The sequence below is a fragment of the Larkinella ripae genome (assembly GCF_054780775.1).
On sequence record NZ_BAAGVR010000025.1, the window covers coordinates 121,775 to 138,025 of the forward strand.

14 protein-coding genes are annotated in these 16,251 nt (G+C 54.1%); 7 read left to right on the forward strand and 7 right to left on the reverse strand.

What is annotated here, in order from left to right; translation table 11 throughout:
- Positions 1 to 41: 41 nt before the first annotated feature.
- The 7 genes from ybeY to ACYVHX_RS20560 all read right to left on the reverse strand — a co-directional run bounded on the left by ybeY (position 42) and on the right by ACYVHX_RS20560 (position 8,566).
- Positions 42 to 497, reverse strand: a complete 456-nt coding sequence (ybeY, locus tag ACYVHX_RS20530) for an rRNA maturation RNase YbeY (RefSeq protein WP_460673561.1) — start codon at positions 495 to 497, stop codon at positions 42 to 44.
- A gap of 80 nt (positions 498 to 577) precedes the next feature.
- Positions 578 to 1,732 carry an acyltransferase family protein gene (locus tag ACYVHX_RS20535; protein ID WP_460673562.1) on the reverse strand — a complete coding sequence of 385 codons (1,155 nt, stop codon included), beginning with the start codon at positions 1,730 to 1,732 and terminating at the stop codon, positions 578 to 580.
- Positions 1,733 to 1,867: 135 nt separating this feature from the next.
- Positions 1,868 to 4,144: an ATP-dependent helicase gene (locus tag ACYVHX_RS20540; RefSeq protein WP_460673563.1), complete on the reverse strand. Its 2,277-nt coding sequence runs from the start codon at positions 4,142 to 4,144 to the stop codon at positions 1,868 to 1,870.
- Between the two features lie 123 nt (positions 4,145 to 4,267).
- On the reverse strand, positions 4,268 to 4,822 hold the full coding sequence (locus tag ACYVHX_RS20545; protein ID WP_460673564.1) for a cupin domain-containing protein: 555 nt from the start codon (positions 4,820 to 4,822) through the stop codon (positions 4,268 to 4,270).
- Positions 4,823 to 4,970: 148 nt separating this feature from the next.
- Positions 4,971 to 5,618, reverse strand: a complete 648-nt coding sequence (locus ACYVHX_RS20550; RefSeq protein ID WP_460673565.1) for a redoxin domain-containing protein — start codon at positions 5,616 to 5,618, stop codon at positions 4,971 to 4,973.
- A gap of 327 nt (positions 5,619 to 5,945) precedes the next feature.
- Complete coding sequence (locus ACYVHX_RS20555; RefSeq protein WP_460673566.1) at positions 5,946 to 7,241, reverse strand: MFS transporter; 1,296 nt, start codon at positions 7,239 to 7,241, stop codon at positions 5,946 to 5,948.
- A gap of 95 nt (positions 7,242 to 7,336) precedes the next feature.
- Positions 7,337 to 8,566 carry a peroxiredoxin family protein gene (locus tag ACYVHX_RS20560; protein ID WP_460673567.1) on the reverse strand — a complete coding sequence of 410 codons (1,230 nt, stop codon included), beginning with the start codon at positions 8,564 to 8,566 and terminating at the stop codon, positions 7,337 to 7,339.
- 197 nt (positions 8,567 to 8,763) lie between these two features.
- Here ACYVHX_RS20560 and rsmH point away from each other — a divergent pair, with 197 nt between their 5' ends.
- From rsmH to rpsI, 7 genes are all read left to right on the forward strand, one after another.
- Complete coding sequence (gene rsmH / locus ACYVHX_RS20565) at positions 8,764 to 9,690, forward strand: 16S rRNA (cytosine(1402)-N(4))-methyltransferase RsmH (protein ID WP_460673568.1); 927 nt, start codon at positions 8,764 to 8,766, stop codon at positions 9,688 to 9,690.
- A 24-nt stretch (positions 9,691 to 9,714) separates the two neighbouring features.
- Positions 9,715 to 10,116 (forward strand): FtsL-like putative cell division protein, encoded by a 402-nt coding sequence (locus ACYVHX_RS20570; protein ID WP_460673569.1) that lies wholly within the window; start codon positions 9,715 to 9,717, stop codon positions 10,114 to 10,116.
- Complete coding sequence (locus ACYVHX_RS20575) at positions 10,113 to 12,287, forward strand: penicillin-binding protein (protein ID WP_460673570.1); 2,175 nt, start codon at positions 10,113 to 10,115, stop codon at positions 12,285 to 12,287. Before ACYVHX_RS20570 ends, ACYVHX_RS20575 begins: the two co-directional genes overlap by 4 nt.
- 30 nt (positions 12,288 to 12,317) lie before the next feature.
- The gene (locus tag ACYVHX_RS20580; protein ID WP_460673571.1) at positions 12,318 to 13,772 is read left to right on the forward strand and encodes a UDP-N-acetylmuramoyl-L-alanyl-D-glutamate--2,6-diaminopimelate ligase; all 1,455 of its coding nucleotides are present in this window, start codon (positions 12,318 to 12,320) and stop codon (positions 13,770 to 13,772) included.
- Positions 13,773 to 13,894: 122 nt separating this feature from the next.
- Complete coding sequence (gene mraY / locus ACYVHX_RS20585) at positions 13,895 to 15,112, forward strand: phospho-N-acetylmuramoyl-pentapeptide-transferase (RefSeq protein WP_460673572.1); 1,218 nt, start codon at positions 13,895 to 13,897, stop codon at positions 15,110 to 15,112.
- Positions 15,113 to 15,278: 166 nt separating this feature from the next.
- Positions 15,279 to 15,728: a 50S ribosomal protein L13 gene (gene rplM / locus ACYVHX_RS20590; RefSeq protein WP_460673573.1), complete on the forward strand. Its 450-nt coding sequence runs from the start codon at positions 15,279 to 15,281 to the stop codon at positions 15,726 to 15,728.
- A gap of 86 nt (positions 15,729 to 15,814) precedes the next feature.
- Positions 15,815 to 16,201, forward strand: coding sequence for a 30S ribosomal protein S9 (gene rpsI, locus ACYVHX_RS20595; RefSeq protein ID WP_460673574.1), 387 nt, complete (start codon positions 15,815 to 15,817; stop codon positions 16,199 to 16,201).
- Positions 16,202 to 16,251 lie beyond the last annotated feature (50 nt).

The following is a 16,251-nucleotide window of genomic DNA, read 5'->3' on the forward strand; positions in this document are numbered from 1 at the left end:
AGCCTGACCCTTGTCAGGCTCACAAAAGTAGGTATTTTCGATCACTTGTCCGACGAACCGCCGGACGCTTTGAGCGAATGGTCGGCCCACGCGGTCAGACTTTCTTCTTCTTTTTGCCGCATACGTTGGGCTTCTTCGTCGGTTTTGTCGCCGTAGCCGCAAAGGTGCAGCAAACCGTGCGCCAGCACCCGGCGCAATTCCTGCTCTTCCGAAACCGTCAACTGGCTGGCGTTGTCGCGAACGCGGTCAATGCTGATGAAGATATCGCCTTCCAGCCGGTTTTCCTCCTCCGAGTTATCAAATGTAATGATATCGGTGTAATAATCGTGGTCGAGGTATTCGCGGTTGACTTGCAGCAGGTAGTCGTCGGAACAGAAAATATAATTCAGTTCGCCGACGCTGAACGCTTCCCGTTTCGCCAGCGCCGTGAGCCACTGACGAGTCGGAATTTTTTGGGGCAGATTGAACGGGGTATCTTCCGTGAAAAAGCGAATCATAGCGCAAAAGTAACCAACCGCCGGAAATTTTGATTTTTCGACAGGAACGCGGATCGGACAGCGTTGCGTTCCTGTTAAATTTAGATCCTGACGAAAATCCGGTTTCGGTACAGAATGTACAACATCGTCCAGACGAGGCCCAGCGCGCCCAGGGCCCGCAGGGTTTCGTGCCAGGGTTCGGCTGCGTACTTGTAAAATCCTCCAAACAGAAGTTGCGAGGTATGGTCGAAGTCAATAAACCGGTACGCCAGGTACACAACAATCGAATTCATGCCGATCACTTTAAAGAAAAACGACCATTTCCGGTAGCCCAGCACGTCGATGAGTCCGTAAAAAACCGCCAGAAAAACAAGCCCCATCCCGCCCGTCACCAGAATAAACGAACTGGTCCACAAGTGCTTGTTGAGCGGAAAATGCAGGCTCCAGAGCACGCCGGCGGCAATGCTGTACAAACCCGGAACAACCAGTGACAGCAGTTTCTGGCGGTCGGTTTTGTCTGATTGCAGCAGTTCACCGGCTACGGTTCCGATCACCGCCAGGCAGTGGGCCGGAAACTGCGTCAGCAGGGCGTTTTCGTCGTAGGTTTTCTGGAGCAATCGGCCGGGCATAAACGTGCGGTCGAACCAGCCCACCAGATTGCCTTCAAACGACAAATCACCGCTGCCGAAACCCGGAACCGGAATCAGAAACAGAGCTGCGTAGTAGACCAGCAGAATACCGCCGACCCACCACAATCGCTGTTTCCAGGAAAGGTTGAGAAACAGAATTGTAGCCGCGAAACTGGCAATCCCGATGCGGCCCAAAACCGTCCCGTAGCGAATATGGGCCGGGTCGAAGATGTCGAGTGGAACGTTTTTATCGAGAACGCCCAGCAAAAAAAGAATGATAAAGCGCCGAAAAGCCTTGCGGTACAATACGGTTTTTTCCAGTCCGTTGGCTAACCCAGCAGTCAGGGAAAAACTCAGCGAAACGCCCGCAATGAACAGAAAAAGCGGAAAAATGAAGTCGTAAAAAGTAAAACCGTTCCAGGCCGGGTGGGTGAGCTGGTCGGCCATCCAGTCGACCCAGGACAAGCCGGTTTTTCCTTTTAGCAGAACCAGAAACGTTCCTCCGCCCGCAATCAGGAGCATATCAAAACCGCGCAGGGCGTCGATGGATAACAGCCTTTTGGGCCTTGGGGCATCCTCGCGTTCTAAATGGAGCGGGGCCGAACCGGTGTTGACGTCGGAAAGCATTGGTTAAGAGGGGTTTTAACCAAAAGACGCCAATCCGCCCCGTATACTTATGGTGGTAATACCTGCCAGAGTGGCAAGGCGGGATTGCCCGGCCCTGGCAGGTTTGAGAGAAAGCTTTTGAGCGCTTTGTCGCTATTAGCTTACAATCTTCAGCTTCGCAAAACTCAGCAGCAGGGTTTTTTCCCCGGCGGTTTCAAACTTGATGACAGCTTTGCGGTCGTTGCCATCCTGATCCACTTTCTGCACCAGCCCGAAACCAAATTTCAGGTGCTCCACGCGCATGCCCTCGGCCAGTTTCGACGTATCGCTGGGCGCAAAATCACTCGACGGAACGTGGGCGACCGTAGGTTGCGGAACCTGCTGGCGGGCGGTTTTTTGGGCCAGGCTCCGCACAAAGCTCATCGAACCACCCGAGGGCGTTTCCCGCTTCGACTCGGCGCGGTCTTCCCGTTCGGTGTGCCGGATTTTCGCCATTTTCAGGAAGTCCGGGTTGATTTCCATCAAAAACCGGCTGGGTTCGCAGACCTTCAACCGGCCGTAATGGTAGCGCGATTCGGCGTAGGAAACCGTCAGCTTTTTCTCAGCGCGCGTAATCGCCACGTAAAACAACCGCCGTTCTTCTTCCAGATCGGCCCGGCTTTCGAGCATCATCTGCGAGGGAAACAAATCTTCTTCCAGACCCACGATAAAGACATTCCGGAACTCCAGCCCCTTCGCACCGTGAATGGTCATGAGCGTCACCTTGTCGTTGTCGCCGTCATCGTCTTTTTCGTCGGCGCTGGTCAGGAGCGAAACCACCTGTAAAAAGGCGCTCAGGCTTTTGTCGTCGTTGTCCGGATTGTCGACGAATTCCTTGATGGAGTTCAACAACGCCTGCACGTTTTCGTAGCGCGACAGTCCTTCGACGGTTTTGTCGTCGTATAATTCCTTTAGAATACCGGATGATTTGGCGACGTGCGCGGCCACATCATAGGCATCTTTCTTTTCGAGCAGCAGTTGAAAGCTCTTGATCAGGTCGGCAAACCCTTCGATGGCAATCCCGGCCCGGCCGGCCACGTATTTGCCCACATTGCTAACCACCTCCCAGATCGGCACCTGGTTTTCGGCAGCTACGACCGAAATCTTGGCCACGGTCGTGTCGCCAATGCCGCGTTTGGGCAGGTTAATGATGCGTTTAAAGGCTTCTTCGTCGTTCTGGTTGACCGTAAACCGCAGATACGCCAGCAAGTCCTTGATTTCCTTCCGCTGATAGAACGACAGCCCGCCGATGATCCGGTATTTGATGCTCAGCCGCCGAAGGGCTTCCTCAAACGCCCGCGACTGGGCGTTGGTGCGGTAGAGAATCGCAAAATCGGTGTTGCGCAGCCCTTCCTGCATCTTGGCTTCGAAGAGCGAAGTGGCAATCAACCGGCCTTCCTCGTTGTCGGAAGCGGCTTTGATCACGTCGATCAGCGTACCTTCTTCATTGTCAGTAAAAACGCTTTTCCGCAACTGCGCCCGGTTGCGGGCAATAATGGAATTGGCCGCGTTGACGATGGTCTTGGTCGAGCGGTAATTCTGCTCCAGTTTGATCGTGGTAACATCCGGAAAGTCCTTCTCGAAATTCAGGATGTTTTCGATGTTGGCGCCCCGGAACGCGTAAATACTCTGGGCATCGTCGCCCACGATGCAAATATTCTGGTTCACCGCCGAGAGTTTCCGGGTGATCAGATACTGCGACACGTTCGTATCCTGAAACTCATCGACCAGCACATGCCTGAATTTATGCTGGTACTTGTTCAGAATGTCGAGGTGATCGCGGAACAGCACGTTCGTATTGAACAGCAGATCGTCGAAATCCATCGCGTTGGCCTGAAAGCAACGCATGGCGTACGCTTTGTAAATCCGGCCAATTTCGGGCATCCGGGCGGCCGCATCGTCTGCCTGGATGAGCGGATTAGCCAGGTAATCGGCCCAGCCAACGAGCCGGTTTTTGGCCCCCGAAATGCGCGCAAACACCATATTAGGGCGGTAGACCTTATCATCCATCGCAAACTCCTTGATGATGCTTCTCAGCAGGGATTTGGAATCGTCGGTATCGTAAATGGAAAAATTGCTGGTATACCCGAGCGCCTTGGCTTCAATCCGCAGGATTTTGGCAAAAACCGAGTGGAAGGTTCCCATCCAGATGTTGCGGGCCTCCGACCCCACCACGCTCTCGATCCGGTGGCGCATTTCCCCGGCGGCTTTGTTGGTGAACGTCAAGGACAAAATCCGGAACGGGTCAACGCCTTTTTCGATCAGATGGGCAATCCGGTAGGTCAGCACCCGGGTTTTACCCGATCCGGCGCCGGCAATAATCATCAGCGGTCCGTTGTCGTGCAACACGGCCTGCCGTTGGGGTTCATTTAAGGTTGAAATATAATCCGTCACAACTCCTCCGCTTCAGTGTTTAGTCGTCTTAGAATAACATTCAAAACTACTAAAAAAGTTGCGGATGAGCGGACATTGTCTCCACCGACTTTAGTCCATGAAAGCGATGCCTAGTTTCGGTTGCTAAAAATCGGACGGCTGAAGCCCGGCGGTGTATAAGGCGGTTTTCCAAAGGTGGATCAGCGCGCCATCTTGGCCCTGTAGCGGGTCGGTTTTCGGAAGGGGAACGGTAGCGATCTGCTGATCGGCTTTGGGTCGGTCGCCGGGTTCGCCCCGCAACACGTCGTAATCGCGTCCGTCGGGATAAGCGCCCACAACCCCGAAATCCGCCGAGGCTTCCAGGCGTTTGTGGCCCACCCCGGCCGGAATCACGATGACATCGCCACTCCGGACCCGGATTTTCGGGCCTTTTTCCCCGCCCAGATGCAGCCGGGCCGAGCCGCTGTAAACGCCCAGTACCTCGTGCGAAAGGCTGTGGTAATGATGGTACGGAAACACGCCGTTGCGCCAGGAGTTGGTCCAGTGGTTAGCCGCAAACCGGTTTTCGAGCCAGGAGGCACCCGCCGGGCCGGTTTCCGAAAAGGCGTTGTGGTAAAGCAGCAGCGGGTAGGTGCTGTTCGGAATCGTGCCGTCGTCTTTGAAAAGAAAAGCTTCGGGTTCTGCAAGGAATTGCGGCATGGCGGTTTGGGTTCGCAGCCAGACCGAACCCCGAGCCACCGAATTTCGGTGGCTGTGGTTTCTGATGCCTGGTTTTCATCATCAGAAACCACAACCGGTGGAAGTTGTTTGCGCGGTTCAGTTTGGTGCGGTCGGCCAAAACCGCCGATCAGGCGGCACTCCGCTCGTAAAAAGCCAGCGTCTGAACGGCGGTCAGTTCGTCGAGGTGATTCAGAACGGCTTCGGCCGGGAATGCTTCCGCGAAATCCTTGTCGACGTAGCTGAACTGAATGTGACGGTCGGGCGCCACCAGAAACAGGGCCGGGTAGGGGACATCTTCCGTAATGCCGGCAATCCAGTTCCAGACCGGATCATCCGTCGAATGAATCCCAAATTTCCCGGCGATCTGATTATCCGTATCCTGCGCGATCGTAAACGGCAAATCGTGCTGTTCGGCCAGCGTTTGCAGTGACTCGGGCGAGTCGGGCGATACAACCAGTAAATTACCGCCCGCTTCCCGGATGTGCGCCTGAAGCCGGGTCAGTTTGGGAAGGTACGTTTTAGCGTACCCATTCCAGCCGGAACTGTAAAAGGCAACCACCAGCGGTCCCGTTTGCAGCCAGTCGTGGAGCGAAACGGTTTTTGAGTAATCGGTTTGCCAGATGCTGTATTGCCCGATGATGCGCTGGCGGTGAATACCAAACAAAGGGGCTTTTTCGCCCGGATGTAGGGGCGAAACCGGAACCAGTTTCCGGAATACCTGCGGGGAAGAATAAAGATCGGTGTCTTCGTGTACAGTGTCAAAAAAAGCGATCATGATGGCAGTACGTTTATAGACTATGTATGTTTTTGGGCCAATTGAATCTGACGTCTTTGTGCCGAACCCACTTTGTCGGCGTGTCGAACGTCAGATGGTCAAAAAAACCGTTGATTGAAAGGTCGTTAGGGAAAGATAAGCTAGCAGCTCATCGCGGTAGACAAACAACAACAGCCGCCAGCCGAAACGAGGGGCGATGCGATAACCGCGGGAGAGCGGTAGCTGGTGCGATGTTGTGCCGTTTTAAACATTACTATACTTTGTCAATAGGATATGTGCAAATATAAAAAAGAGAACGAATTCCCTCCAAATTTTTTGGCGACTAATTTAGGAAACGGTTTCCGGCGTTTTGCTCGGACGGCGGATTGTCCCCGAATCCGGCGTAGCTGGCTCAGCCGGTTTTTCAGCCGCGGGCGTTGAAGGCGTTTCGTCGACCGGGTGCAGGTTTCGGGCAATAAAAACGCTCACAAAAATGGCGGCCATCGCCAGGTACCCAACCCACGAATAGTGGATCAACTGCCCGCTCTCGGTTTTGGTCACGAGCAAACCGGCACCGTAGGTGGCAGCGGCCTGCGCCAGCAACTGGACCGACGAGTTCATACTCATAAAACCGCCCCGGTGTTGCGGGTCAACGACCGCCGTCACCATCGCCTGCGTCGGAATGAAACGGGCGTTGGAGAAAATAAAGAACACGGCGTTCACCGACAAAATATACGTCAGGCTCGATGGCTGCATGGAGGTCAGCAAAAACATGGGAATGATGGACAGCAGGGCGAAAACGACAAAAACCGGGTATTTGCCCCGTTTATCAGCCAGCCGCCCGACCAGCGGTCCCGTAAAAATGGTCACCAGACCGCCCACAAAGTAAATCAGGTACAACTGACTCTCGGCCAGCCCGACATTCGCCACCAGGTAGGGCGACAGCAGCGGAATGATGCTGAAGTGGCCCAGCATAATGGTCGTGGTGAGCCAGAGCGCCCGGAGCTGGTTGGGGTTTTTTACAATCGAGGTGAGCACTTCCAGCGGGTTGAATTTCGCGCTGGTGTGTTGCAGATGCCCATTCAGGTCGGGAACGTAACGGATAATCAGACCTGTTACCAGCACGCCCAGACCGCCAATGGCCAGAAAAGGCGCGTGCCAGCTGATTTCGGTTGCCAGATAGAGGCCAAGCGGAACCCCCACGACCGATGCCACCGAAAATGAGGTGGTGATAATCGACATGGCCGTTGCCCGCCGTTCGTAAGGAACCACATCGGCAACGATGGAAAACACCTGCGCGCCCAGAATCCCGCCGAACAAACCGGCCGTGGTGCGGGCGGCAACCAGCAAACCAAAGGTCGGCGCCAGGCCACAGGCGATGGTCCCGACGACAAAGCCGATGTACGCCGTCAGCACGACTTTTTTGCGGTCAAAGCGGTCGACGTAGAACGCACCCAGAAAACCGGAAATTCCGGCGCTGAGGCTGTAGGCCGAGACGATGAAACTGAATTCCTGCGGATTCAGGCCGAAAAACCGCATCAGCTGCGGCCCCATCGGCATCATGATGATGAAATCAACAATGTGCGTGAAGTTGATGCAGGCAAGAATGCAAAGCAGGACTTTCTCCTGGCGGGTCATGTTCATAGTGATGTGGATTCCGACAAGCGAGCACAGATGGGAGACACTGGAAAAGCCTTTTGCCCGCGTCTGGTCCCGTTTATCGACTCATAATTTGTTGTTTACTCAGCTACTAATTTATCAATCAATCGGTTAAAATCGTCCACGAACGCGTCGTAGTATTTTCCGGTGCCGGGTCCGCTGAAACCCGTGTGAATCTGGCGAACGACCCCTTTTTTGTCGATCACAATCGTAGTCGGAAAACCGACCACCTGGTTGAGCATCGGCAGGGTTTTCGAAGCTTCGGATTTCACGTTCGTACCGGCCAGCACGACGGGGTACTCAATTTTGAAGCGGTCGATCATTCGTTGAATTTTCGGGGCCGATTCGGCCAGTTCGGCCGATTTTTCGTAGGCCAGGCCCACAATCTCGACGCCCCGGTTTTTGTTCTTTTTGTACCACGGACTCAGAAAATTGGTTTCGTCCATGCAGTTTGGACACCACGAACCCAGAATCTGGACCACCACCACTTTGTTCTGAAACCGCCCATCCTTCAGCGAAACCGGTTTGCCGTTCACGTCCGGAAACGCAAATTCGACGGTTTTGTAACCCGGTTTCAAATACGTCAGGCGGGTGGCATCGGGCAGTTTAGCGTCGGGGTCAAACCGGGCCGTCCAGCTTTCGTACCCGCTTTCGCCCGACCAGAAGCCGCCGGTCAGGGTGTTATCCGGTTTCCGTTTCGCCTTGAACAGGTACAAATGCGTGCCGTCGAAGGTCGAAAGCAGCAGGGTGTCGCCCACAACATTGCCTTCGAGGTAGCGATAATCGCCGGTTGTGGTCAGAAACGTTCCCGTCAGTTGGTTGCCTTTCTGCTTAAAGACACCAACCGCCACCGTCGAATCCGTTTCGGAACGAAAGGTCGTGGCCCAGTGGCCGGTGACATCAATGGCAGGGGTTTGGGAGGTAGGAATAAAGCGGTATCGGACTCCGTGCTGCGCCTGAAACGGCAGCGAGGTGTAGTTCTGACCCGTTCGGCGCCGGCGCCAGAATCCCCGCAGCGTATTGTTTTCTACTTTGGCCCGAATTTCCGCTTCAAAGATATCGATTGTCAACCGAATCGAGTCCCCCACAACCGACACCTTATCGAACGGTAAACGCTCCGCACCGTTGAGAGCGTAGGCGGTGTAGGCCGGGCCGTTGGCGCTGATCTCCAGACCAAAGGGCAGGTCGCCCCCTTTCGTCTTTAAAACCGCCCGCCAGACGCCGGTTTTAAGGTCCGAAACCGGTTGAGCACCGCCGGCAACAGAAAGCCCGAACAGCGTTGCGATCAATACCACCACAATTGTTTTCATACAATAAAAAATAGGAGATCCGGTTTTTGTGGGGGTAGAAATAGGGGCGGTTTTGTTAAGTTTGTAACGGACGAAGATTTTGTTTTAGTTCCGAAAAGGATTTTGAAACAGGCGGGAAATTGGAATTCGGTCCGAAAAGCCCGAAAATCTTCTGCCTTTTTTGCACACTTCTGATTCATAAGGCCTTGGCTGATACCATGACAGTAACCAATTACCACGAACCGGTTTTGTTGCAGGCCTGCGTCACCGGCCTCAACCTGAAACCCGGCGGTACGTACGTTGACGTGACGTTTGGGGGCGGGGGCCATTCGCGCGAAATTTTGCGGCAACTGCCGCCGGGCCCGGATTCAGAAGGACGACTCATTGTGTTTGATCAGGACCCCGACGCCCGGGCCAACGCCGATGCCATCGACGATCCGCGGCTGACGTTCGTAGCGGCCAATTTCCGGCATCTGAAACGGTATCTGCGGCTTTATAAAATTGAGCAGGTGGACGGTATTCTGGCCGATCTGGGCATTTCGTCGCACCAGATCGACACGCCCGAACGCGGTTTTTCAACCCGGTTCGACGCTGATCTGGACATGCGCATGAGCCAGTCGGGCGAGCTGACGGCCCGGAAAGTGATTAACGAATACCCGGAAGATCAGCTGCACAAAATCTTCGGGATGTACGGCGAGGTGATCAACGCCAAAACGCTGGCGAGCGTCGTTGTTTCCAGCCGCGTCAACCGGCCGCTGGAAACCGTCAATGACTTAAAAACCGTCTTGCAGCGGTATGCGCCCCGGGGGAAAGAATACAAGTATTTTGCCCAGGTTTTTCAGGCGCTGCGCATTGAGGTCAATCAGGAACTGGTTACCTTGGAAGAATTTCTGACGCAGGTTCCGGAGGTGCTGGCGCCGGGCGGGCGGCTGGTGGTGATGGCCTACCATTCGCTGGAGGACCGGCTGGTGAAAAACTTCATTAAATCGGGAAATTTCCGGGGGGACATTGAAAAGGATTTATACGGCAATGAACTGAAACCGCTTCAGTCGATCACGCGAAAACCGATCGAAGCCCCGGCGGAAGAAGTGGACCGGAACCCGCGCGCCCGCAGCGCCAAACTCCGCATTGCCGAGAAACGGTAGAACGACACAAGGCTTTCCAACGATATGGCACAGAACACCTACAAAACACCGCCAAAACAACCGATCGTGAAGAAAAAACGCGAAAACCGGCTTTTGAATTACCTAAACCAGACCATCGGGTTCGACCGGCTTTTTGGGGAAGACAACGCCTGGCCGATCAAGCACTTCGACCGCATCATGTGGATTTCGTTTTTGCTGATTCTGTACATCGGTTTCAACCACAACGCCGAGCGGCTGGTGCGCAACATTCAGCGGGTGAAAGCCGACGTTGACGAGAAGCGGGCGAAATACACGACCTTTCAGGCCGACTTCAAGAAGAGCGGCAAACAATCCGAAATCAGCAAGCAGGTGCTGGCCACGGGCCTGACGGAGCCCATCACCCCACCTTTGAAAATCGTCATTAAAGCCGAAGAAACAAAGCCATGAACGTCAAAAAGGATATTTTGCGCCGGGCAACCCTGGCTTCGGTAGCGATCTGCCTGTTTGCCATCGCCATCATTGTGCAACTGGCGAAAGTGCAGTTTCTTCCGGATCAGAGCGGTAATATGTGGAAAGACCGCATCACGCAGTACCACATCAAACGGGATACACTGCGGGCGACGCGCGGCAATATTTTTTCGCGCAACGAAGATCCGCTGGCGACCTCGCTGCCTTATTATTACGTCGGCATCGACCCGCGCGTGGCTAAAAAAGATTCATTCGAGAAAAAAATTGATTCGCTGGGTCTGCTGCTGTCCCAGAAATTTGGCGACCGGTCGCGGAATGAGTACACGTACATGATTCAGAAAGCCCGGGAAAGCGGGCGCAAATACGTGTTGCTGAGCCGCAAGAAAATTACGTTTCAGGAGCGGCTGGCGATGCAGAAATGGCCTTTTTTCCGGCGCGATCGGCAGAAAAGCGGACTGGGGGGCGGAAAGTTTGATCCGGTTTACCAGCGTTACCATCCCTACGGACGCATGGCTTTGCGGACGGTCGGCTACCTGAATCCGGAAACTTCGAAAGGCTTTGTCGGACTGGAAAACAGCTTTCAGAAGGAGCTGGCGGGCAAAGACGGCGTTGGGCTGGTGGAAGAACTATCGGGGGGCGTCCGTATGCCGGTTGAAGACGGTTCGGACATCAAACCGGAGCCGGGCATGGATATTTACACCACCATCGACGTTAATTTTCAGGACATGGCCGAAACCGCCCTGCTGCACGGACTGGAAAAATACCAGGCCGAGCAGGGCTGTCTGATTGTCATGGAAGTAGAAACCGGGGAAGTGCGGGCGATGGCAAACCTGACCCTGAGAAAAGGCAAGTACGTCGAAAATTTTAACCACGCGCTGGCCGGCGGCACCGACCCCGGTTCGACTTTTAAGCTGCCCACGATGATTGCGTTGCTGGAAGAAAAGGCCGTACGGCCCGATCAGATGGTGCATACGGGCGGGGGCGTGGTCAGCTACCACGGTCGCCGGATCTCCGACGCCAAACGGGGCGGGCACGGCAGCATTACCGTCCAGCAGGTGTTTGAAAAATCGTCGAACGTCGGCATTCACATGCTGATGTATAATTTTTACAACCGCCCGGAGACCTATTGCCGCTACATGCGCCGGTTCAAGCTGGATAAACCGATCGGGTTGAAACTCAACGGCGAGACGAAGCCCATCGTGCCCAATCCGCAATCGCCCGGCTGGAGCAAGCTGTCGCTCAATTCGATGGGGATTGGCTACGAACTGAAACTGACGCCCCTGCAGATGCTGACGTTTTACAATGCCATCGCCAACGACGGAAAATGGGTTCAGCCGATGCTCGTCAAGCAGGTTCGGCGCGCCAACGAGGTCGTCAAAGAATACGAACCGTATGTTTCGCAGGAACCGCTTTGCAGCCAGACCACCATTCGGCAGGTGAAAAAGATGCTCGAGGGGGTGGTGGAACGCGGCACGGCCAAAAAGAGCCAGAGCCCGCATTACCGGTTTGCCGGAAAAACCGGTACGGCCCAGAAGCTGATCAACGGTCGGTATCAGGTGGGCAAGTATTATACGTCGTTTATCGGGTATTTTCCGGCCGAAAAACCCCGCTACAGCATCGCCGTGGTGGTTGACACGCCCCACGGGGCCAACATCGACCTGCTGTACGGCGGAAGTGTGTCAGCCCCGGTGTTCCGGGAAATTGCCGACCGGATTTACGCCTACGATATTCAGATGCACCGCCCCGTCGCCGTAGCGTCAAAACCGCCCCGCCAGTCGGGTACGGGCATCAAAGCCGGTTTTTCCGACGATATCCGGACCATCAGTACGGAATTGAACATGAATACCCAGTCCAGCCCCGACGGCTGGGTAAAAGCCGAACCGAAGGGGGCGGGGATTCAGTGGGTGAGCCAGACGGACCAGAATAAGGTTCCCGACCTGCGCGGCATGACCCTGCGCGATGCCCTGCACCTGCTCGAAAACCGGGGTTTCCGGGTGCGGTTCGAAGGCTACGGCAAAGTGATCGACCAATCGGTGCCGCCGGGTGATCCGCTGCCCCGGCCGCGCAAAATCACGTTGACGCTGCGGCAAAGCGCCCGCCCGGATACGCTGGTGGTTGCCTTAAACAAGAAAAATCAATCCGGAAGATAAGGTCTGTGCGACCGGCCTTCCAGCTTTATTATGCAGTTAACCACGCTATTGTATAAAGTGCCGCTGCTGTCGACGTCCGGTAACATGAGTGTCGACGTGGAAAAATTGACGATGGATTCCCGCCAGGCGGGGCCGGGGGTTTTATTTGGAGCCATTCGGGGGACGCAGACCGATGGCCACCGGTTTATCGACAAAGCCGTTGAAGGGGGCGCTGCCGTTGTGTTGTGTGAGGAATTGCCCGAAAACCGGCTTGAGCACGTTACGTATGTGCAGGTGCCCGACAGCAGTTCTGCGCTGGGGCTGATAGCGGCTAATTTTTACGATCAGCCTTCCAGAAAACTGAAGCTGGTGGGCGTAACGGGTACGAACGGTAAGACCTCGACGGCTACGTTGCTGTTTCGTTTGTTCCGGCAACGCGGCTACCGGACGGGTCTGCTCTCGACGGTTCAGAACCAGATTGATGAAACGGTGATTCCGGCGACGCACACCACACCCGACACCATTGCGCTCAACGAGCTGCTCGACCAGATGGTGCAGCGCGGGTGTACGTATTGCTTTATGGAAGTCAGCTCGCACGCGCTGGTGCAGCACCGGGTGAGCGGTTTGCAGTTTGCCGGGGGTATTTTTACCAACATAACGCACGATCACCTCGATTTTCACGGCACGTTCGATAACTACATCAAAGCCAAAAAAAGCTTTTTTGACCAGTTGCCCGCGTCGGCTTTTGCGCTGACGAACCTGGACGACAAGCGGGGGCTGGTGATGCTGCAAAATACGGCCGCCCGGAAAGAAAGCTATTCGCTGCAAACGCTGGGCTCGTTCAAAGGACGGATTTTGTCGGAAGGCTTGCTGGGAATGCAGATGGACATGGATGGCCGGGAGGTCTGGTTCAAACTGACGGGCCGGTTCAATGCGTATAACCTGCTGGCGGTGTACGGCACTGCGGTTTTGCTGGGTGAAGACCCCGAGGAAATCCTGACGCAATTATCGAACCTGGCGAGTCCGCCGGGGCGGTTTGAGATGGTGATTTCGGAAAACAAGATTGTGGGCATTGTCGATTATGCTCATACGCCGGATGCCCTGCAGAACGTACTGGAAACGATTGCTGGTTTGCGGCAGGGCAACGAGCAGGTCATTACGGTGGTGGGTTGTGGCGGAAACCGGGATGCGGCCAAGCGCCCCATCATGGCCGAAATTGCCTGTAAATACAGCGACCGGGTCATTCTGACGTCCGACAACCCGCGCAACGAAGACCCGATGGCGATTCTGGAGCAGATGCAGGCCGGGGTGCCGCCCCTTCATTTCAAGAAAACGCAGACCCTGGTGGACCGGCGCGAGGCCATTCAGCGGGCGGTAACGCTGGCCCGCCCCGGCGATGTCGTTTTAATTGCTGGTAAAGGCCACGAAACCTATCAGGAAATCAACGGAATTAAATATGATTTCGACGATCGCCAGGTTCTCCGGGAAGCCTTTCAACACTCATGATTGGATGGCTTTGATGGTTGAACGGTTTTAGTGGTTAAATGGCTGCCGCGCGTAAATTGCCATTTAACCCCTAAAGCCGTGTAATCATTGAAACCATTTACCCATTCAACCCTTCAGATTCTATGCTTTATTACCTGTTTACCTACCTCGATCAGCAGTTCGATTTTCCCGGCGCCGGGGTTTTTCAATACTTATCGTTTCGGGCGGGCGCGGCCATTACGCTGTCGCTGATGATTGCGGCTGTTTACGGGCGGCAAATCATCGACATGCTCCGAAATCTGCAAATCGGCGAGGAAATACGGGATCTGGGACTGGAAGGGCAGATGCAGAAACGCGGAACGCCGACGATGGGCGGTTTTATCATCCTGGCGTCGCTGGTGTTTCCGACGCTTCTGTTTGCCAAATTGACCAATGTTTACATTGTCCTGCTGCTGGTTTCGACGATCTGGACCGGCCTGATCGGTTTTCTGGACGATTATATCAAGGTGTTCAAGAAGAACAAAGAGGGTTTACAGGGAAAATTCAAGGTTGTCGGGCAGGTTGGACTGGGGTTGATTGTTGGCCTGACCCTGTATTTCAATGAGCACGTAAAAATCCGGGTCTACCAACCGGGATTGATCAACACGTCGATTGGACAGGTCGAAAATGGGGCGTTTCAGGATATCAAATCCATGTCGACCACCGTGCCTTTTTTGAAGAATAACGACTTCAATTACAATGCCTTGATTCCGGATTTCATTCCGGACGAATACACCTGGATCCTGTACGTTGCGATCGTGATTTTCATCGTAACGGCGGTTTCCAACGGAGCGAATATTACCGACGGTATTGACGGGCTGGCGGCCGGAACCTCCGTAATTATCGGGTTAACGCTGGGCGTGTTCGCGTATTTGTCGAATAACAAACCGTTTTCGCAATACCTGAACATCATGTACATCCCGAATTCGGGCGAGATGGTGATTTTCTGCGCGGCCTTTGTGGGGGCGTGTGTCGGTTTTTTATGGTACAATTCCTACCCGGCGCAGGTGTTTATGGGCGATACGGGGAGTTTGATGCTGGGCAGCATTATTGCCGTACTGGCGCTTGCGACCCGGAAAGAACTCCTGATTCCGATCATGTGCGGTATTTTTCTGGTTGAGCTGGTGTCGGTCATTATGCAGGTCAGTTACTTCCGGTTCACCAAGCGACGCTACGGCGAGGGCCGGCGAATTTTTCTGATGTCACCATTACACCACCATTTTCAGAAGAGAGGCTACCACGAAGCCAAAATTGTAACCCGGTTTTGGATTGTCGGAATCATTTTGGCCGTTATTTGCCTGGTGACTTTGAAACTCCGCTAACATCTCTCACCCTTCCTTCTTTTCTGCTTCGCCCTTTCCTCCTTTTTCTCAACATTCTATTGTAATTCAGAAATATAGACTCTATATTTGCACTCCCGTTTTTGGACGGGAGTTTTTGTGTATAGCGCAAGTAATTGTCTATCAATATTTAATCTCCCATAAACAAGTGGATACGTTAAGCTACAAGACCATTTCGGCCAACAAAGCGACGGCGCAGAAAGACTGGGTGGTCATTGACGCGGAGAATCAGGTGTTAGGTCGGTTGGCAAGCCAGGCGGCAAAAATCATCCGTGGCAAGAACAAGACCAACTTTACGCCGAATGCTGATTGTGGTGACAATGTCATCATCATCAATGCCGAGAAAATTAAACTGACCGGTAAAAAAATGACCGATAAGGTGTACGTCCGTCACACGGGCTACCCGGGAGGTCAGCGGTTTCGGACACCCCGCGAGATGATGGCGAAAAACCCGGCTTTTATTCTGGAACACGCCATCAAAGGGATGTTGCCGAAAAACCGCCTGGGCAGCCGGTTGTTTACCAACCTGTATGTCTACGCTGGTGATCAGCACCCGCACGCATCGCAGCAACCGAAAGAAATTAAACTGGATTATTAATAATAGAGAATAGACAGTAGTCAAGAGATAAAAGAATACGGTTCGTTAGTCTCTTCTCTCTTGTCTTTCGTCTGATGTCTTAACAAATGGAACGAATCAACGCATTAGGTCGCCGGAAAACCGCCGTGTCGCGCGTGTATCTGGCGATCGGTACCGGCAGCATCCTTATCAACGGCCGGGATTACAAAGATTATTTTCCTACGGAGGTTCTGCAAATCGTTCTGAAACAGCCGCTGGCAACCATCAATGCACCCGAAGGTTACGACGTAAAAGTAAACGTTCGCGGTGGTGGGATTTCCGGTCAGGCTGAGGCCACCCGTATGGGAATTGCCCGGGCGTTGTGCGAAATCAATCCTGAGTTCCGGCCCGCTTTGAAAAAAGAAGGTTTCCTGACTCGCGATTCGCGCATGGTAGAACGGAAGAAATACGGTCGTGCGAAAGCCCGTCGCCGGTTCCAGTTCTCGAAACGTTAATTTTTTATTGGTTAAGATTTACCGTTTACCGAAGGTACCCACAATCAGGG